Raw genomic sequence first — 18,326 nt, forward strand, 5'->3', positions numbered from 1 at the left:
GGCCTCCAACCCTCAGCAGCTGAACTGGCGCACCTCCATCGTGGACTTGCTGAAACTGCTGGACATCGACAGCGGCCTGACCGCGCGCAAGGAACTCGCGACCGAGCTGGGTTGTCCGGCTGACCTGATGGGAGATTCGGCCCAGATGAACATGTGGCTGCACAAGACCGTGCTGGCCAAGCTCGCCGCTAACGGCGGCAACGTACCCAGGGATCTGCTCGACTGAGCGCGGGGACCATCATTGGCTCCCCGAAACGGGCGATTCCAAGCTCTGCGAGGTGACCTTTTTGCCTGGTACACCGGCCACTATGTGCCTGAGCGTTCAGGCGTTATCGCATTTCGGAAGTTGATCTGTTGGCGCGCTAAAGCTCAATGACAAAGACTTCCTGCTTCCCTTGCGCGGCATCGCCCTATCCATTCATCGCATTGCGCCTTGGTCACAGGCCGCGGGGTCAGGAGATCCCACGACATTTTGGCCGGTGGATCAGGCAAAGGAGCAATTTTTGCGGTTGGTCCATGTGTGTCGGTAGGACCTTCCGTGCTGCAAAATGGCATTGAGTGATCCAATGTCTGAACAGCGTAAGCAAAATAGATCCGGTCGTTCGGGCCAACTGCAGGGCGTGCAGGTGCCGGTGGTTCGGCACTCGACGCCACGTTTGTCGTGCTTGCAACTCGCCCGCGGGTCGCGCTCGTTGTGTTGCGATTGCTGCTCGCCGACGATGGGGTTACGGCAGCCAGCTTCGCAGGACTCGATCCTGGTTTTCCAGCGCCCCCTGCCATCTGCGTGCTATTTGAATTCGCGCTCAGCATTTTTGCCGAAGCGTTCTGGGTGGCCTTGGCCTGGCCATTGGTGGCGATGTCAGTCGCCACGGCACTAAATACAGTGACTTTATTATCGGGCGCCATCTTGCTGGCTCCAATAACGCCGACGGCGACGGTCGCCTTCACCAGGCTGCCCAGCAACTCTCGGTTGGCCCGCGCTTTCGCCGCTGCCTGCTGATTTCTTTGATCCTTGACCTGCGAATTTTTTCTTCCCGATTCAATATATGCGGCCAGATCGTCGCCAGTCAGATCGCGTGCTTCAGGATTTGCGCCAACAGAAATCAGATAACGCACGATATCCGGCCGGTTTTGCAGTGCTGCTTGCAGCACTGCCGTACGTCCGTTGTCAAAAAATTTGCCATTGACGTCAACCCCGTTATTGATAAGCATCCTGGTCATGGCTTCGGATTCCCGAATCTCGCTCCTGGTGAACGCCTTGATTTTTTCCGTCATTTCTTTGACATCGTCAGGATCTTCCAGCCAGCCGATCAGGGCTATCGCCAGCGGCGTCACTTTTTCCTTGTTCTGCAGATTCAGGCTGGCGCCCAGCTTTACCGCCTTCTCAACCAGCGGCGTGTTTTTCTTCAGGACAATATGGTGGGCGACGCTATTTCCGTCGGAGTCCTGCCGGTTCAGATCGATGCCCAGGTCATGTACCAGTTGCAGCGAGGTCGGCCCCCGCGATGCACTGCTCAACAAGATGTCGAAGTATGCATTGATGTCCGCGACGGGCTTGAGCGCCTGGAAGACTTCAGCGTTAAATTTGCCGACTCTGGGGAAATCGACGTAACCGACGCTGTTGGCGAACACCAGGTTTTTTTCCGCCTTGGTTGTCTCGGGTGCATTCAATAGCCGGTAAAACTCTGCTCTGTCCTGCGCTTCCCAGGCGCCGAATAAGGGCATGGACGGACCACTTGCGCAGCCGCTGAGGGCAACAATGCATAGGGACAGCAATAACATCCGAATTCGCAAGATCATTTTTTTCGCTTTGAACTGACATGGGGACTATTTGGGAGGTGCGCGACAGATCATACCGTCACAGTGAATGGCGCACCGATATAAATCCGCACGCCAACGAGGTCCTGATTATCGAACCGGCCGAGGAAAAGAATGCGTTCATGAAGCACCTGACCCGGCACGTGCCAGCCGTCGCCGGAAAAATCAAGGGCGTAGAAACGGTCGATCATCCAACAGAAGGACAGCTGCTTGCTTACGCACGCAAGCATTTCCTGAGCTAGAGCGGGGGCGGATCTTGGTTGGGCGAATGCGGCACCGATCGTGCCATGTCCGAATGCTGATTCCGGGGACGCGATGCAGGACGGATACGGAGCAAGCCCGACTCAGGACAGCAACAATCCTCTCGGCGTTGGCGGCACGGCACTACAGCAGTTGGTTACTTCCAACGCGCACGGTGCAACGGACCTTGTTCGGTTCGGATACGTTTTGCTTGGGATTCGTCCCGAAAAGTTGACGAACCGACCTCATTCTGTTTCAATTTAGACACCTCTGAAAGGGAGTAGCTGACACGAACGCCCAAGCGCGAAGTGAGACAGGGGCTACAGGCCAGCACTGAGCTGGCCTGTGCAACGCGTTCGACATCGCGACCTGGCTTCATTTCACTTCGGATAGGCGCAGCGAAATCCGACATACACCACATAGAATGCCGCCGGCTTGAACTGCATGCCGTCTGCTTTCATTTTCGCTGCGTCATACCACCAGGACCCACCTGCGGTCAGGCGATCGTCGCCGCTGGCATCGGCCAGCCATTCCCATACGTTGGCACCCATGTCGTACAGACCGTTGACCCCCATCGCGGTTCGGCCGGCAGGGGCATGTCGCGCCCAGCCATCTTCCGTGCCAGCGGTATTGGCGCCTGCCGATGTGTCGCCGGTCGGATAGGCATAAGTGCGTCCGCTAACGAATGGTGGTGGCGGGTTGCGTCTTTGTTCGGTATAGGCAGCCCGTGACCATTGCGCCCGTGTGGGCAGGCTACCACCGGCTGCCTGGCAGTAGGCATGCGCTTCATGCCAGCTGAGATGGACTGCAGGCTCATCCAGTGCGCCGGGCTTGCCGTAGGGGGAACGGAAGCTCCAGCCGGTGCGTTTTTCCCAGCCTGCGCCGTACTCCATGCCGTAGCCATTTTTTTCGGCGGCGGTCTTGAGTTGCCGGCTGTCGGCGTAGCGTGCGAACTGGCCGATAGTGACTTCTGTGGTGTCGATGCTGAAGTCGCCCATGTCGACCCGGGATGGGGTAAAGGCGTATGCCGGCAGGCCGAGGAGGGCGGTCAGCAGTAATCCGCAGGTCACAGGTGATTTGCTTTTCATGCAGGCACTCGGATGGTTCGGATACGTTTTGGTTGGAAGTCGTCACAACAGTATGTCATGCGGGAAGCCACTCTTGCATTGTCACCAGCGACGGTGCCCCTAAGCGCGGCAAACCGTTTGCGCTGGTGCCGCCGAACCATCTATCCTGCTTCGCGATAAAAGCCGAATCCGTCCGCTTCCAGGACTATTCCTGATGGCTCAAGTCGTTCAAGAATCGACGAGATGTAAAAGCATTCGTTGTTACACTCATGAGCGGTTACCTTGGCATCATGAAACGACCGCGACGCAGGCAAAGTCATGCTTATGTCGAACGGCAACACCGTTGTACGACGCGCATGTAATCGAGAGGCAATCATGAAATGGAAGGGAAATCGGGAAAGCAGCAATGTCGAAGACCGGCGCGGCAACGGTCTGCCGATCGGGGGCAAGCTCGGTATCGGTAGCGTGGTGATCGCGCTCGTCGCTTCGCTATTCTTCGGCGTCGACCCGTCGACTGTGCTGAGCATCATCAATGGCGGCGGCCCCCCATCGCAAGCGCAGTCGTCTTCGGGCCAGCCACCCGCAAACGATGAAACTGCTCGCTTCGTGTCAACCGTACTGGCCGACACCGAAGACAGCTGGGACAAGATATTCCGCGACAGCGGCAGCACCTACCAGCCGCCCAAGCTGGTGCTATTCAGTGGGCAGACCCCATCTGCTTGCGGCACTGGTACGGCAGCGAGCGGCCCGTTCTATTGCCCTGGCGATCGCAAGGTGTATATCGACCTGACGTTCTTCCGTCTGATGCAAGAGAAGTTCCGCGTCAGCGGCGAATTCGCACAGGCCTACGTGATTGCCCATGAAGTCGGTCATCACGTGCAGAACATGATGGGCGTCATGGAGCGGGTCGATAAAGCGCGCCGCAGCAGTTCGGAAGCGCAGGCCAATGCACTCTCGACCAGGGTCGAATTGCAGGCAGACTGCTTTGCCGGGGTGTGGGCGAGGAATGCGGACCAGGCACGCGGCATCCTGGAAGCGGGCGATGTGGAAGCGGCCCTGAACGCTGCCGCCGCGATCGGCGACGATGCGCTGCAACGACGATCGCAGGGCTACGTGGTTCCGGATTCATTCACTCACGGTACGTCTGCGCAACGGGTTCGGTGGTTCAAGCGGGGCATCGAGAGTGGTAAGGTGAGTGCCTGCAATACTTTCGGAACCGCGCAGCCGTAGCCTCCAAAAAACCGGGCATTGATGCGGTGTTGATTACCTGTTAGGCGTCTTGGCGGAGGAAAGCGATGACACGAGTTCGCGTTGAGGGCTTCACCATCTCGCTCGACGGATACGGAGCAGGTCCGAATCAGGACATCGACAATCCGCTCGGCGTTGGCGGGACGGACCTGCACCAGTGGTTACTCCCCACACGCACGTTCCAGCGGGCCTTGTTTGGCAAGGACGGCGGCACGACGGGGGTTGATGATGACTTCGCCGCCCGTGGCTTTCAGAATGTCGGGGCCTGGATACTTGGGAGGAACATGTTCGGACCCATTCGTGGAGACTGGCCGGACACAAACTGGAAAGGTTGGTGGGGAGATAGTCCACCGTATCATGTTCCGGTCTTCATCCTGACCCATCATGCTCGTCCCCCCATCGAGATGGAAGGCCGCACGACGTTCCACTTCATGACAGGAGGCATCCGCGAGGCGCTCGACCGTGCACGCGAGGCCGCTGCCGGAATGGACGTGCGGATCGGCGGTGGGCCGCACACAATCCGGCAGTATCTTCGTCCAGGCCTCATTGACGAACTGCACATTGCCATCGCGCCGGTCCTGCTCGGACGGGGAGAATCGCTGTTCGAAGGGGTTGACACGCGGGCTCTGGGTTATGAGTGCGTTGAATTCGTAGCGTCGGAAAAAGCCACGCATGTCGTCCTGCGGCGCAAAGGGCACACGCACGCCTGACCACTCGCTGAAGGCCGATGCCCCTGGCGGGCCACCTTAGCTCAGGGCGTCGGGGTCAGCTTCTCGAAATTTGAATGACCGCATTCATGGATGCGACAGAGGACAATGGGTCGAAAGCTAAACGCAATTCCAGGAGTAACAGATGGAAGATATTTTTTCAAAAGCGGTCTTTGAACAAACGGTAATTCATAACAACAATGAATTGTTCAAAGGGCAGGGCGCAGCCAAGGGATGGGCGGACAAGCTTGCGAAAGAGCTTGGGGTCCAAGTCGAGGTAAAAAAAATTGGCAATGGCTGGGCGCTATGCGCGACGATGGATGGAGTCCAATGCACTTGGGGCGTTTACGGCCAACGGCTCAAGCGGATTGATGACGTGGCGCAGTAGCGTGCTTCCCATTCCTGCAAAGCCCAGGCGTTAGTTTGTATCCGCTGGGTTGAAGGCTCCTCGCGATGATTTCCATCGGCACGCCCTTGTTGTGGACACTGTTTATCGTGTTTGTCCTGATCGCCCTTGCGATCGATTTTCTGTCTCTGAATCGTCAGGGTTCGCATACCGTCAGCATGCGGGAAGCGACCATCTGGTTGATGGTTTGGGTGGCGGTGTCGTTTCTATTTGTCGGCTGGCTGTGGTGGTATCTTGGCGGCGCCAGTCAGGTCCCCATTTCCCGGGAACTTGCGGACGCCAAGGCACTTGAGTTCATTACCGGCTATTTGGTGGAGAAGGCGCTGGCCGTCGACAATATCTTTGTCTTCCTGATGATCTTCACCTACTTCGCGGTGCCGTCAGCTTTTCAAAAGCGCGCTTTGATGATCGGCATCCTGGGCGCTTTGGTCTTGCGCACGATCATGATTTTGATCGGCGCCTGGCTGATTTCCCAGTTTCACTGGATCATGTACGTGTTCGGCGTGTTCCTGGTGTTCACCGGAATAAAGATGTGGTGGGCGGCAGGCCAGGAGCCCGACCTTGTAAATAATCCGGCGCTTCGCTGGATCGAGCGGCACATGAAGCTCTCGCCCAACTACGACGGTGAAAAATTCTTCACCGTGACCAATGGCGTAAAAATGGCCACGCCCTTGTTTGTGGTGATCCTGCTCATTGGAATCGTGGACCTGGCGTTTGCGGTGGACTCAATCCCCGCCATTTTTGCCATTACGACGGATCCGTTCATTGTGCTCACATCCAATGTCTTTGCGATTCTTGGTCTGCGAGCGATGTATTTTGTGCTTGCGGGCATGCATGAGCGCTTTCATCTGCTCTCTTACGGACTGGCAATTGTCCTGGGCTTTATCGGCACCAAGATGCTGCTTATTGATATTTACAAAATACCGATCGTCTGGTCACTGGGCTTCACGGTTGCGACGCTTGCGGTCGCCATGTTGTTATCGCTGCGGATACCGGCCAAACCCGGCAAGGCAGGAACAGCGTTTCCGTTCAGTTCCAAGCGAGACCGCAAATCCACGGAAGAAAAGTGAGGCAAGGGCTACAGCCGCCACCGAGCTGGCCTGTGCATCAAGTCATATAGAATATCGCTTTCCCATGAAACGGTTCATGCGCTCCAGCAGCGCTATTTATGCCCATCAACTACCTTGCCCGACTGACCGCACGAGAGAGAACGGCAAGCGCGAATCTGCACCTGGGCGTCCTGCTCGCGTTTGTCGCTGGCGCCCTGAACGCCGGTGGCTTCCTGGCCATCGGTCAGTACACCTCGCACATGACAGGCATTGTTTCGGCAGCGGCGGACAACCTGATCCTCGGGAATATTGGCCTGGCTGTCGCCGCCGGCTTGTCGCTGTTTTCATTCATGGCAGGGGCGGCCACCACGGCGTGGCTGGTCAATTACGCGCAGCGACATTCGGCCACGAATATTTACGCCGCGCCGCTGCGGATAGAAGCCGCACTCCTGCTTGCTTTTGGCATTGTCGGTTCAAGCCTGCGACTTCACGAAATAGTCAGCATCTCCTTAACCGCCATCCTGTTGTGCTTCACAATGGGCTTGCAGAACGCGCTGGTCACAAAGATATCGAACGCCGAAATACGCACGACGCACATTACCGGCCTGGTTACTGACATTGGCATCGAAATCGGAAAATTGATTTACTGGAACCGGAGCCACGACGTTTCGAGCCACACAGTGCTCGCAAACCGAACCCGCTTGCGAGTGCATGGCGCAATGGTCTTGTCCTTTTTTGTCGGCGGGCTGATAGGCGCCTTCGGCTTCAAGCTTGCAGGCTTCTCCTTCACCATATTGCTGGCCCTGCCACTGGTTGCCATGTCCTTGGCGTCCGCGCTGCAGTCCGCAGGCCAGGCAGAAGATATTTGAAGTCTTGCTGAGGCGCCCAATCTTTGCCTGCTTGCCGTCGCGCGCCGAGGCGACTCCGTCATCAGCGCGTCCCCGAATTGTGCTTTTTGCGTTTGTTCCTCCCTAGAAAGCATCTGGTGCGCGCGACCTTAACGCTACCACGGCCATGGTATATGCAATGGCCATGGTAGACATCAGAAGGTGTGAAAGCGCCAGATCCCCTTCCTCTCTTTTGAGCCCACCCTCAAGAAATTCAAACTTTCGCGCAGATGAAATGCGCGAAAGTTTGAATTTCCTTGCACTTCAGTCGCAATAAATGCTAACTTTCTCGCAGATGAACCACGCGAAAGTTAGAAAATGGCTTTGCATCTTGTAGGCGAACACATTGACAAGGCCCGCAGCCACTATCAGGCAGAGACGGGAAAGCTCGTCCAAATCATGCGCGGAATCTACGTGGATACGGACGACGACGTCGATGCCATGGTGCTCAGGCATGCCGTTCGCATCGCTCGATACCTCTATCCCAAAGCTTACTTGTCCGCAGCGAGCGCCATCCTCTTGGGGCCAACACGGGACGGCAGGCTTTTCCTGAGCGGCCGCCGCAGCCAGCGGACCCGCATTCGCGCGCTGGAAATCATTCAGAACGAAGCCCCAAAGCAGCCTTCGACAGGTTCGGCTGTCGTGGACGACGGCATGGGCGAATTCCGGGTCGATGTGTCGTCGATCCGCCAGCGCTTTCTTGAAGCGTTTCGTTTGCGTAGCGAGCATGCAGCCTCGATCGACGAGACGGCACGGGAGTCGATCGCCGCGCGTTTGATTGAAGAATATGGAAATGCGAAGTCCGCAGCCGATGCCGTTTGGGCGCTGGCCCGTGAAAATGAATGGTATCGGGAAGGCGAGCAATCCGAGCGCTTCCTTCTGCGCCGTCCGGCATCAGCGCTGGTGCGCAATGAGGCAGCACTCAACCGGATCGTGGCCTGGCACGGCGCACCCATCGGCAATCTGGTTCATGACGGATTCGAATGGCGATGGCTTCCGATCGAAGCTGGTGGGCCGGCGCTGGTGCGCCAGACCACGCCCGGAAAGCTGCCGCCGTTCATCATGTCCCTGCTACCGGAAGGCTGGCTTGAAGCGGTTCTGCATGATCGGGACGAGCGGGCGATGCTCCGGTCCGGCAAGCGATACATGTCGAACATCAGCATCGTCGAGCAGCAGAGCGAACTTGCCGCGCTACCGCCGGATTTGCTGCTGACACGTCTCGACCGGTACACCGCAGACGGCGTATTCACCGGCACCTATGCCGGGCCAGGTCGGAGCGTCATCGAGGAAAGCTTCGAGCGCAATCTTGCGCAGATTTACGAACATGCCGATACGCCCCGACTGTCGGGCATCCAGGTCAAGGCGCCGATGCACCTTGATGCCAACGGAATGCTTTCGCCGAGTACCGACACGCCGTTCACCCACATCCTGAAGCCTGCGGCCAAGGGGGGATTCGAGGCGTTGCCGCTTATCGAATGGATGGCCCTCGCTCTTGGCCGGGCAGTCGGATTTGCGGTTCCTGCAACGGCGCTGATTGCCATGCCTGACGGCATGCCACCGGCCTTGCTTGTCGAGCGCTTCGACATCCGTGAAAGCGTCGCAGACAAGCGCATGTTTGCATTGGAAGACCTTTGTTCCGTGCTCAATCTTCCGACCGCAGCAAAATACGATGGGACGATAGAACGTGTCGCCCGTGCCGTCCGCTCATTATCGACCGCGCCAGAGGAAGATATTCTCATCATCTTCCGGCGCGCGCTTTTTGCCTGGTTGATCGCGGACGGTGACATGCATCTCAAGAACATGGCGCTTCTGAAGACAGTGGAACCGGGAGACAAGCAGTTCAGCGCCGTGCGCATGGCGCCACTTTACGACGCAGTGACGACACGCGTATTTCCCCGGCTGGCACGGGACCGGTTGGCGCTCAAGCTGAACGGCAAGGACGATCGTCTCACCCGGGCGGACTTTCGGACGCTGGCCAGCACGGTGGGGTTAAGAGTAGCCGATGCTGATCGCGCGATCGACGACATGATCGCGCGTATGACGCGGGCCGCCGACGAGCTTGCGTTGCCGAAGCTGCCGGACTATGGCCCGGAAGGCGAAGCGGTGGCGGCCAGGATGATCGATATCTGCCGGACGCGAATCGAAGCGTTTGCATGATCGTTGAAGTGGGTTGATGAAAAAGCGCTTCGTCCGATCGTGGACAGCCTAAAAAAGACATATTGAATTGCCCCGGCCAATGCCGCTTTCGAGGAGAGCGTCGGCAGAGCGTAGTCGTTCTTCATGAGATTTCAACTCAAATCGCCAACAAGCACATCCAAGATGGGTAGGACTAAATGAAGTCACACACGGGCAGTGGGATTAGCAACGCGAGGGAGGCACTCGAAGCGGCGGGGGCTGAGCAGCTCGGGAGAATGCTGTTCGAGTCGAAGTGGAACCGCGCCTCTATCGCCTGCGCTTGCTCTAGTCGACTGGCACCCCCCTGAAACGCGCGACTTCAATGGGAGACACCACGCTGCCCTGGTTACCCCAACTTGTCCTGATGTAGGACACCACCGCCGCAAGCTCTTCGTCATTCAGGGATGTGCCGAACGGAGGCATGCCATACGGCCGCGGGTTGCCGCCGGTGCTGGGCGGATAGCCGCCGTTGAGCACCATGCGAATCGGATTGAGTGCCGAGTATGCCCAGAGGGACTGATTGCCCGCCAATGGCGGATAGGCCGGGGGCACACCCTTGCCATCGGCCCTGTGGCATTCCACACAATTCTGCTCATACAGCCTGGCTCCTTGCCCGAGCATTGCCTCCGCGCTGGCCGATGGCGCTGGCACCGGCCGTGGCCCGCCGTGATCGATTCCAGGAATCGACTTGAGGTAGATGGCCATGGCGTCGATATCGCTTTGCGACAGATGCTGCAGGCTTTCACCGACCACTTCGGCCATCGGTCCGAACACTGTACCGCGGCGCGACACCCCGGTCTTGAGCAAGTCCGCAATATCCTTCGTCTCCCAGTCGCCGAGGCCCGCTCCTGCATCGGAGGTGAGTGAGGATGCGTACCAGTCCAGCATCGGTATCATGCCCCCGGCCAGACCGCCCTCGGCAATGGTGCCGCCCAAGGAATTGCGCGCGGTGTGGCAGGCAGCGCAGTGTCCCAATCCATGTACCAGGTAGGCGCCACGGTTCCATTCACTGCTTTGTTTCGGGTCCGCCTTGAACTCCCCGGGGGTGAAATACAGCGCGCGCCAGAACGCCAGAAGGATGCGCTGGTTGTACGGAAAGCGCAGGTCGTGTTCCCGGTTTGCCTGCCGCACCGGTGGAACTGTCTGCAGGTATGCATGCATGGCGTCAGCGTCGGCCCTGCTGACCTTGGTGTAGTCAGGGTAGGGAAAGGCGGGATAAAGGAATCTGCCGTCTTTCGACTTGCCGTTATGGATGGCGCGCCAGAAGTCATCTGCGCTCCAGTTGCCGATGCCGGTTTCCGGGTCCGGCGTGAGGTTCGACGAATAGATGCTGCCGAAGGGCGTGGCGATTGCGCGGCCGCCTGCGTATTCATCCCCGCCGCGCACGGTGTGGCAACTCATGCAATTGCCGGCCATGGCAAGGTATTGTCCGCGACTGACCTGCTCGGTGGCGTTGACGACGGGAACACCGGGCTGGTCGCTGCCTGGATCATGTGCCAGCTGCATGCCGATCACGACGAGCGGAATCAGGATGACCAGCGCGAGTACGGCAATCAGGATGCGCGTCATGGTTCGATTCTTCTTCATTGCGGGAAGCTGCCGCAGGCAACGGGCAGTTTTACTGAAGTGGCGGCACGCGGGGTCATGTCGGCTGGTACTTGCCGGGACGCCAGCCAGGCGGACACGGCACCGATATCGTCGGGCGTCAGCTGCCTGCTGATGTCGGCCATGCAGTCCGGTGCCGCGGCCCGGCGGGCGCCGGTCTTCCATGCGCCGAATTGTGAATTGAGGTAGTCGCGCGACAAACCGACCAGACTGGGGATGGCGGGAGAAACACCAGTCAGCTGTGCGCCGTGGCAGGCAATGCACGCATGAATTTTCCTGGAGGGGTCGCCGTTGACGACGAGTTGACGGCCTCGCTGCAGGACTTGCTGCGAGACGTTCGGCGCCTGCGGCGGCGGATAGGGCAGATGGAGGTCCGAGAAATACTGCGCCATCTCCAGCAGGTAGTCGTCCGACAGATGCGCCACCATGTAGGTCATCATTGGATAGCGCCTGTGTCCTTCGCGGAAATTGATCAACTGGTTATACAAATAGCCAGCAGGCTTGCCGGCGATGCGGGGAAAGTAGCCGTCGCGCGTGGCCCGGCCTTCCTTGCCGTGGCAGGCAGCGCAGGCGAGGCTGCGCTGGGCGATAGTGTCCTGCAACTTCGGTTCGGCTTGCGCCTGTGCCTCGACCTGTGAGGCCGAAATCCCGATCAGGAGGACGCCAGCGGCGGCGAACCGGACAAGGGATCGTGTCTTGCAGCGCATTGAGAAAAGCGGTCGGAAGCCTGCTGGCAATGTGAACTTCATGGGAGTCAAATTAAAGAAACCGCGCAGATAAAGCGCGTTGATATCGGGCTGTCTTTCGCTCTGCGATGGTTCGTTCGGCGCTGCTATTGTCAGCGGCGCCAGTGTTAAAGAACAGTAGCAGTTCGGGATAATTTGTACGGATCAGATTCCTGTCCTGTACCGTTATTTCACCTGCGGAATGAGTTGCATCGGCGGCGAAGCAAAAAACGCGCGCTGGGACTGCACACCGTGCAGTACAGATCGGCTCTGATATGCAAAATTTCCCGTGTTCTGCTTCTGTTTTCATTTCCGCTCATCGCCGACAATCAACCATCAGCAATGGACTGCTGCTGTGCGCACGTCTTCTGGAATCGTGAGCGGGCCGCCAGCCCATCTGTCAATCAACCGGATCGACAGAGGCACCAATACGAAGGACACGACGCCACAAGCACGCGCCACTCATGCAGCGGCATCGTTCAAATGAGGTCACACATGAAAACAGAAAACGCAAAGAAACCGGACACGCGCTCGTTCCTGAGCACCTTGGCGGCCATCGCCTGGTCCTTTGCGGGCCTGCGGCGACGCAAGGACTTCGAGCAGGACGTGGGCCGCATGAATCCGTTCTACGTGCTTGCGGCCGCAGCAATCGGCCTTGCCATCTTCATCTGCGCTCTGTTGATTATCGTCAATTATGCGGTCTCGTAAAGCGCAGCCGAATATACCGGTTCCCGAGGTGCGACGGTACCCAACGACGAGTAGAACAATGCGACTTTACAGTTAGCCCGCGACGTCGAGACAGATCGGAATGAGCACGGCAGTAAATACACCTGCCAGACCCATGGCCAGCCCCGCAAAGGCGCCCATTTCCTGGCTTGTCTGGAGTGCGCGTGATGTGCCGATGCCGTGCGCGACGACGCCCAGGGTGAAGCCAGAAATCTCGTGAGCGGTAATTCCCATGCGCCGCACCACACCCTGGGTTATTGCCGCCCCGAATATCCCGGTCAGCATGACCAGTGCGGAGGTGAGGGAAGCAGGTCCTCATCTTGTCCTGCCGACTGTCCTGGTAATCCCTGCATGTGGTGCAGCCAGTTTCTCGAACATGTTCTTCCTCATCGGGCAGTAAGTCCTTCCATGCCTCTATACGATAATGGGGATTAAAAAACAGGATCAGAATCAGATCAAAAAACCGTAGCAGTGGAATATATTTCCGTGCGCTTACGGACCGCCATCTACTGGTTTACCCTAGATAAAAAGTATGGCCGAATGCTGACCAAAGGCACCGCCATAGCAGGCTGCTTTTTTTAATTTTTTTTATAACAGCGGCGCTTCAGCCGGATGGTCTTTTGACCGTCCCTCGGGAAATCAAGAATGAAACGTTATGAGGCACTGGCGGAAGAGATCGCGCAGTCGATACGCACCGGCGTGCTGAAACTTGGCGATCAGTTGCCATCAGTGCGCCAGGCAAGTGCAAGCAGGGGAGTCAGTCCGTCCACTGTATTTGAAGCGTACTACCTGCTCGAAGCACGTGGACTCGTCCGGGCGCGCGAACGTTCCGGTTACTATGTGATTGCCGGTGCGAAGCTCCTGCCCCCCGAGCCGGAGGATGCTTCCCGACCGACCGGCGACTCCACCTCCGTCGATGTCAGCAACCTCGTCTTCGATGTACTCGAATCCGCGAGAGCACGTGATGTCGTGCCGTTCGGCTCGGCGTTCCCGAGTCCGTTTCTGTTCCCGCTGGCACGCCTGGCGCGGTCCGTGGCGTCTAGCACCCAGCAGATGGATCCATGGAGCTCGATCGACGATCTCACACCAGGCAATGCTGATCTGCGGCGCCAGATCGCACTGCGCTACCTGGCCGATGGCCTGCATGTGCATACGGATGAGATCATCATTACCAACGGCGCACTTGAGGCGCTCAATCTGTGCCTGCTTGCCGTCGCGCGCCCAGGCGACTCCGTCATCATCGAGTCCCCGACCTTCTACGCCGCCCTGCAGGCACTCGAACGGCTGGACGTGAACGCCATCGAGGTGCCAACGCACCCGCGGGAGGGCATCGACCTCGATGCGCTCGCGCGTGCGCTGGAACGCCATCAACCCAAGGCGTGCTGGCTGATGACGAATTTTCAGAATCCGCTCGGCAGCCTGATGTCGGACGAAAAAAAGCAGGCGCTGGTTGAACTGCTGGCGTCGCATGATGTTCCGCTGATTGAAGACGATGTGTACGGCGAGCTGTACTTCGGGAGCACACGTCCAAAACCTGCCAAGGCGTTCGACACGACCGGCATCGTCATGCACTGCTCCTCGTTCTCCAAATGCCTCGCCCCCGGTTACAGGGTAGGTTGGGTCGCTCCGGGAAAGTTCGCCCGGCAAATCTCCCGGCTCAAGCTGACAACCACGCTATCAGCGTCGAGTCCGGCTCAGGCCGGACTGGCCGACTACCTGGCCAAGGGAGGCTACGACAAGCATCTGCGTCAACTGCGGCACGCGCTTTCGGTGCAGCAAAACGCAATGATGCAGGGCGTGGTCCGTTATTTCCCGAAGGGGACCCGGGCCACACGACCGAGTGGCGGGTACTTTCTCTGGATCGAGCTTCCAGGGAAAGTCGACACGCTCGAAATCCATCGCAAGGCCCTTTCCCTGGGGATCAGCGTTGCACCGGGCCCCATGTTCTCAGCGCACCGAGATTTTAAAAATTGCCTTCGGCTTAACTACGGTCACCCTTGGGACGCGCGGTCCGAAGAGGCGCTGGCGACGCTCGCTCGGCTGATCAGCGCCAGCATGGAGAGCGTGAAAGGAATTGCCGGGTAGTGTCGGTTCTGCCGATTCGCGCGCAGGGCAACTAACTGCAATGGCATGCTCTCGTCGCGCGGCAACAACACCGTATCCCGCCAATGCGAGCAAGCCTTACCTTTTGAGGCGCTCGAACGCTCAGTCCTGAAGCCTGATCCCCGTCAATACATCGGGCGCTCGGACACCCCGATATTCGTAGCGGAGGCGAATGCGCCTAGAATGGGGTGACCCCACGGTTTGCGCACCAGCCTTCAGGGCCGACGCGAACAGAAAATTAAAAATGGAACGCCAGACTGACTCCCGTCCTCCCCGCCCGACGGATGCCGGCGCCGGACAACTTGCTCCGGCTCACCTTGGCGACATGCTTGATAGCCTGAGCGACGGATTCATGTCCATAAACAAATCGTGGCGCTTCACCTATCTTAACCATACAGCTGAACGATACTTGCAGCAGAAGCGGGAAAACCTGCTCGGACGCGACATATGGCAGTGTTACCCGGACTTGGTAGACTCCGACTACTATCGCGTTTATCAGCAGACGGCGGCAACTGGACAGCCCGGCCGGCACACTGGCTATTACGCACCGCTCGGCACCTGGTTTGAGGTGCGGTCATTTGCGCACGACGATGGCATCACCGTACTCTTCCGCGACGTCACACGCGAACACGAGCACGAGGCGCAGCTGGAATTTGAAGCCAGTCACGACTACCTGACCGGATTGGCCAACCGGCGCAAGTGCATGGAAGTGCTGACACGCGCGGTCGCCGAGGCTGCTTCCCCAGGTTTTGCGCGTGGCGCTTCCCTGGCGGTGCTGTTCATCGACCTGGACCATTTCAAGGAGGTCAACGACGCCTTCGGTCATGCGGTCGGCGATGGGCTGCTGCACGACTTTGCGAAAAGGCTGCTCGCAATTCTCGAACCTGCTATTTTCGCCGCGCGCGTAGGGGGCGATAAATTTGTTCTCTTGATACGCAGTACGACCGAAAGCGCAGCAGAAGCTTTCGCGCACGCGGTGCTCAAGGAGTTCGCAACGCCATTCGAAGCAGGCGGAAGATACGTCTCCCTGTCCGCCAGCATTGGCATCGCGCTGCTGAGAGAAGCTCCGGAATCAGCCGAGACGCTGCTGAGTCACGCCGACACGGCCATGTACGCAGCGAAGTCATCTGGTCGGTTTCAGGTGCGCATGTACGATGAAGCACTCGACCGGGGCATGCGTGACCGTCTTGCTTTGCGCATGGATCTTCGTGAGGCGTTCGCCGCGAACCAGTTCGAACTTCATTTTCAGCCCCAGATAGCACTCGCGGACGCTTCCCCGGTCGGTGCCGAGGCGCTACTTCGCTGGCGTCATCCTGAACGAGGCTTGCTGACGCCGTACGCATTCCTGGATGTCTTACTTGAGTCGCCCTACGAAGAAGTCCTCGTCGACTGGCTGCTCAATGCCGTTTGCCAGCATATCGGGGCATGGCGACGCTTGGGCGTGCCCGTACCACGGATCAGCCTCAATTTGTCGGCTCGACAACTTCTGGGTGGGGGACTTGCAGATAAAATTCTCCGTATTGCGAGGGCACATGGCGTCGCCCCCGCAATGCTCGACATTGAAGTCACGGAGGACTCCCTGGTTAGCGACATCGAAAAGGCAACGTCGGTTCTTGCCGCGCTGAAGCAAGCTGGCATATCCACATCGCTGGACGACTTCGGCGCTGGATACTCCAGTCTCGGCTACTTGGTCCGATTGCCTATCGACACGCTGAAGATCGACAGGTCGTTTGTCCAGGCGCTGGTCGATTCAGAGAAGGCATCGGCGGTCGTACGGGGCATTGTCGGTCTCGCCCGCTCGCTGGGCATGAAAACGGCCGCGGAAGGCGTCGAGAGCCAACGCCATGTCTCAGAGCTGAAGGACGCCGGATGCGATCTCATTCAGGGTTATCTCATCAGCGGCCCACTTGAATCGGACGCCTTTGCGGAATTCATGCTGCGTCTGAAATAGCGCCAAACGGAAATGATGTTCGCGCGCAGTCGGCGATGAGAGCTGGGTATTCCGGCCCATCGTGACCACCAATTCCGGTCTATCGTAACCAGTCCATCGAGCGCGGCAACCTGTCTGACATGTCAGGGGGGAAATGCAAAATAACTATTTTGGTTTTTGAGCAACTTTCATGAGTTGAAACTCGTCCTATGAGCGGTGGCGGATACACGGACGTGCCGAGCCCAAGAACTCTTAAGCCACAATTATCGAGGAGACTTTATGACCAGACCGCGCACCGGCCAGGCTCCGCCGCCGCTAGGTAGGGACGAATTTCATTTACGGTTTCAGAAATCTTTCGTAGATCCAGCTTTCAACGACGTCCAAGAGGCATTGTCAAAAGTCGAGCAGGTCGCATGGCTCAACTACGTCCAGGGCCATAAAGCACCGATTACTGAAAAAGCGGGTCCTGGCTTTGCCGACCCGAATTACGATCTTTCGGTTGAATGGAAAGCGAGCAGCAAACGACTGGCAGAACTTGACCAGCAGCAGAAAGATCTACAAACACCTTCACGCGTTCTGCTGATATGTGGCTCAGCGCGTAATGACGGCAGTTGTCCCGGTGAAATATCGAAGACTTGGCGGCTCACGGTTATGGCGCAGGAAGTCTTGCAAGCACAACAGATTGAAGTGGATCTGCTCGACCTGAGCTTGTTGATATCCGACTATGACAAGCACATTCATCCCTGCAAAGGATGCGCGTCGACAGCAATGCCGTTGTGCCATTGGCCATGCAGTTGCTATCCGAACCATGGTCAGCGGCAAACCAACGACTGGATGGCCGAAATTTATGAGAAATGGGTTGCTGCCCATGCCGTCATCATTCTCACGCCAGTGTACTGGTATCAAACGCCAAGCGTTTTGAAATTGATGATCGATCGCCTGGTGTGCGCGGATGGCGGCAATCCAGATCCGACTTCAACTGGTGGAAAAAACGCGGAAAAAGCAAAAGCTGTAGAGCTCGCCGGCTGGGACTATCCCAAACATCTCGCGGGCAGGGTGTATGGCCTCGTCGTGCACGGCGATGTTGCAGGTATCGAAGGAGTGCGTCGTGACCTGTCCGATTGGCTGGACTGGATGGGTTTGATTGATGCAGGTGCAGGTGCCCGGCTTGATCGGTTCATTGGATACTACGAATCGTACGCCGACAGTCACGCTACTCTTGACCGTGATGTGGCTGTACAGAAAGAAGTTCGTAATGTCGCGCATGCGGTTGCAGAAGCAGTCAATGAGTTAAGACGAGGTACGCTCAGCCAACCGGACAAAAATCTTGGAAAACCACGTCGGAAGTAACAGTGATGCAGGCAGGGTAGGTGCATTGGTAAGTCCGTAGCGTCATCTTGGGGGTAACTGTGAACTGGCTCTTGCCGCTTGATTATGTTCAATAAATGAAGTTTCTAAGATGCGGTACGACAGCGTCAATACTAGGGGACTTTTCGGGAGAGGTGAAGTCGGTGCAGTCGATAATAGCAAGCGCTACCGGAGCGGGGCTGTTGCATCATTGAGCCAAGGCTTCGTTTGCCGTCTACCCTAGCAGTCCAACCTTATGGGCTGGGCTAAATTATCAGGTTTATCGCGAAGCC

Annotated in this window: 16 protein-coding genes and 2 pseudogenes; 12 read left to right on the plus strand and 6 right to left on the minus strand. The window is 57.9% G+C overall.

Annotation, left to right across the window (positions count from 1 at the left end):
• Nucleotides 1-226, plus strand: a 226-nt coding sequence (locus tag Q7T64_RS17135) for a DUF3597 domain-containing protein (RefSeq protein WP_304798244.1), incomplete at its 5' end; no start/stop codon positions are given.
• A 143-nt stretch (nucleotides 227-369) separates the two neighbouring features.
• On the opposite strand, the gene Q7T64_RS17140 is transcribed toward Q7T64_RS17135, so the two are convergent.
• Both Q7T64_RS17140 and Q7T64_RS17145 read right to left on the minus strand, forming a co-directional pair.
• Complete coding sequence (locus Q7T64_RS17140; protein WP_304798247.1) at nucleotides 370-1,725, minus strand: ankyrin repeat domain-containing protein; 1,356 nt, start codon at nucleotides 1,723-1,725, stop codon at nucleotides 370-372.
• Nucleotides 1,726-1,850: 125 nt separating this feature from the next.
• A complete protein-coding gene (locus Q7T64_RS17145) occupies nucleotides 1,851-2,009 on the minus strand; it encodes a hypothetical protein (RefSeq protein WP_304798251.1) in 159 nt (52 codons plus the stop codon).
• Between the two features lie 124 nt (nucleotides 2,010-2,133).
• Here Q7T64_RS17145 and Q7T64_RS17150 point away from each other — a divergent pair.
• Nucleotides 2,134-2,260 (plus strand): annotated as a pseudogene (locus Q7T64_RS17150) (dihydrofolate reductase); the annotation flags it as partial.
• A 178-nt stretch (nucleotides 2,261-2,438) separates the two neighbouring features.
• Here Q7T64_RS17150 and Q7T64_RS17155 read toward each other — a convergent pair.
• Nucleotides 2,439-3,128 (minus strand): formylglycine-generating enzyme family protein, encoded by a 690-nt coding sequence (locus Q7T64_RS17155; protein ID WP_304798255.1) that lies wholly within the window; start codon nucleotides 3,126-3,128, stop codon nucleotides 2,439-2,441.
• Between the two features lie 372 nt (nucleotides 3,129-3,500).
• Here Q7T64_RS17155 and Q7T64_RS17160 point away from each other — a divergent pair, with 372 nt between their 5' ends.
• From Q7T64_RS17160 to Q7T64_RS17185, 6 genes are all read left to right on the plus strand, one after another.
• Entirely contained in the window at nucleotides 3,501-4,355 is an 855-nt protein-coding gene (locus Q7T64_RS17160) for a neutral zinc metallopeptidase (RefSeq protein WP_304798258.1), read from the plus strand.
• Between the two features lie 65 nt (nucleotides 4,356-4,420).
• Nucleotides 4,421-5,083 carry a dihydrofolate reductase family protein gene (locus Q7T64_RS17165; RefSeq protein ID WP_304798261.1) on the plus strand — a complete coding sequence of 221 codons (663 nt, stop codon included), beginning with the start codon at nucleotides 4,421-4,423 and terminating at the stop codon, nucleotides 5,081-5,083.
• 142 nt (nucleotides 5,084-5,225) lie between these two features.
• A complete protein-coding gene (locus tag Q7T64_RS17170) occupies nucleotides 5,226-5,468 on the plus strand; it encodes a hypothetical protein (RefSeq protein ID WP_304798264.1) in 243 nt (80 codons plus the stop codon).
• 65 nt (nucleotides 5,469-5,533) lie between these two features.
• Complete coding sequence (locus Q7T64_RS17175; RefSeq protein ID WP_304798267.1) at nucleotides 5,534-6,556, plus strand: TerC family protein; 1,023 nt, start codon at nucleotides 5,534-5,536, stop codon at nucleotides 6,554-6,556.
• Between the two features lie 98 nt (nucleotides 6,557-6,654).
• Complete coding sequence (locus Q7T64_RS17180) at nucleotides 6,655-7,404, plus strand: YoaK family protein (protein WP_304798270.1); 750 nt, start codon at nucleotides 6,655-6,657, stop codon at nucleotides 7,402-7,404.
• 336 nt (nucleotides 7,405-7,740) lie between these two features.
• Entirely contained in the window at nucleotides 7,741-9,579 is a 1,839-nt protein-coding gene (locus tag Q7T64_RS17185; protein ID WP_304798273.1) for a type II toxin-antitoxin system HipA family toxin, read from the plus strand.
• Nucleotides 9,580-9,882: 303 nt separating this feature from the next.
• Here the strand turns inward: Q7T64_RS17185 and Q7T64_RS17190 are convergent, their stop codons facing one another.
• Together Q7T64_RS17190 and Q7T64_RS17195 are read right to left on the minus strand one after the other, a co-directional pair.
• Entirely contained in the window at nucleotides 9,883-11,184 is a 1,302-nt protein-coding gene (locus Q7T64_RS17190) for a cytochrome c (protein ID WP_370653361.1), read from the minus strand.
• Nucleotides 11,181-11,909, minus strand: coding sequence for a c-type cytochrome (locus Q7T64_RS17195; protein ID WP_304798277.1), 729 nt, complete (start codon nucleotides 11,907-11,909; stop codon nucleotides 11,181-11,183). The genes Q7T64_RS17190 and Q7T64_RS17195 overlap by 4 nt, the downstream gene beginning before the upstream one ends.
• A gap of 513 nt (nucleotides 11,910-12,422) precedes the next feature.
• Here Q7T64_RS17195 and Q7T64_RS17200 point away from each other — a divergent pair.
• Entirely contained in the window at nucleotides 12,423-12,635 is a 213-nt protein-coding gene (locus tag Q7T64_RS17200) for a DUF2970 domain-containing protein (RefSeq protein ID WP_304798280.1), read from the plus strand.
• A gap of 72 nt (nucleotides 12,636-12,707) precedes the next feature.
• On the opposite strand, the pseudogene Q7T64_RS17205 reads toward Q7T64_RS17200, so the two are convergent.
• Nucleotides 12,708-12,956: pseudogene (locus Q7T64_RS17205) on the minus strand (LrgB family protein); the annotation flags it as partial.
• 342 nt (nucleotides 12,957-13,298) lie between these two features.
• On the opposite strand from Q7T64_RS17205, the gene Q7T64_RS17210 reads away from it, so the two are divergent.
• From Q7T64_RS17210 to Q7T64_RS17220, 3 genes are all read left to right on the plus strand, one after another.
• Complete coding sequence (locus Q7T64_RS17210) at nucleotides 13,299-14,738, plus strand: PLP-dependent aminotransferase family protein (RefSeq protein WP_304798285.1); 1,440 nt, start codon at nucleotides 13,299-13,301, stop codon at nucleotides 14,736-14,738.
• A gap of 262 nt (nucleotides 14,739-15,000) precedes the next feature.
• Nucleotides 15,001-16,707 (plus strand): EAL domain-containing protein, encoded by a 1,707-nt coding sequence (locus Q7T64_RS17215; RefSeq protein ID WP_304798288.1) that lies wholly within the window; start codon nucleotides 15,001-15,003, stop codon nucleotides 16,705-16,707.
• Between the two features lie 258 nt (nucleotides 16,708-16,965).
• Complete coding sequence (locus Q7T64_RS17220; protein ID WP_304798291.1) at nucleotides 16,966-18,036, plus strand: flavodoxin family protein; 1,071 nt, start codon at nucleotides 16,966-16,968, stop codon at nucleotides 18,034-18,036.
• Nucleotides 18,037-18,326 lie beyond the last annotated feature (290 nt).

Origin of the sequence: Lacisediminimonas sp., from assembly GCF_030645335.1 — a bacterium.
Classification (GTDB): Bacteria; Pseudomonadota; Gammaproteobacteria; order Burkholderiales; family Burkholderiaceae_D; genus Lacisediminimonas.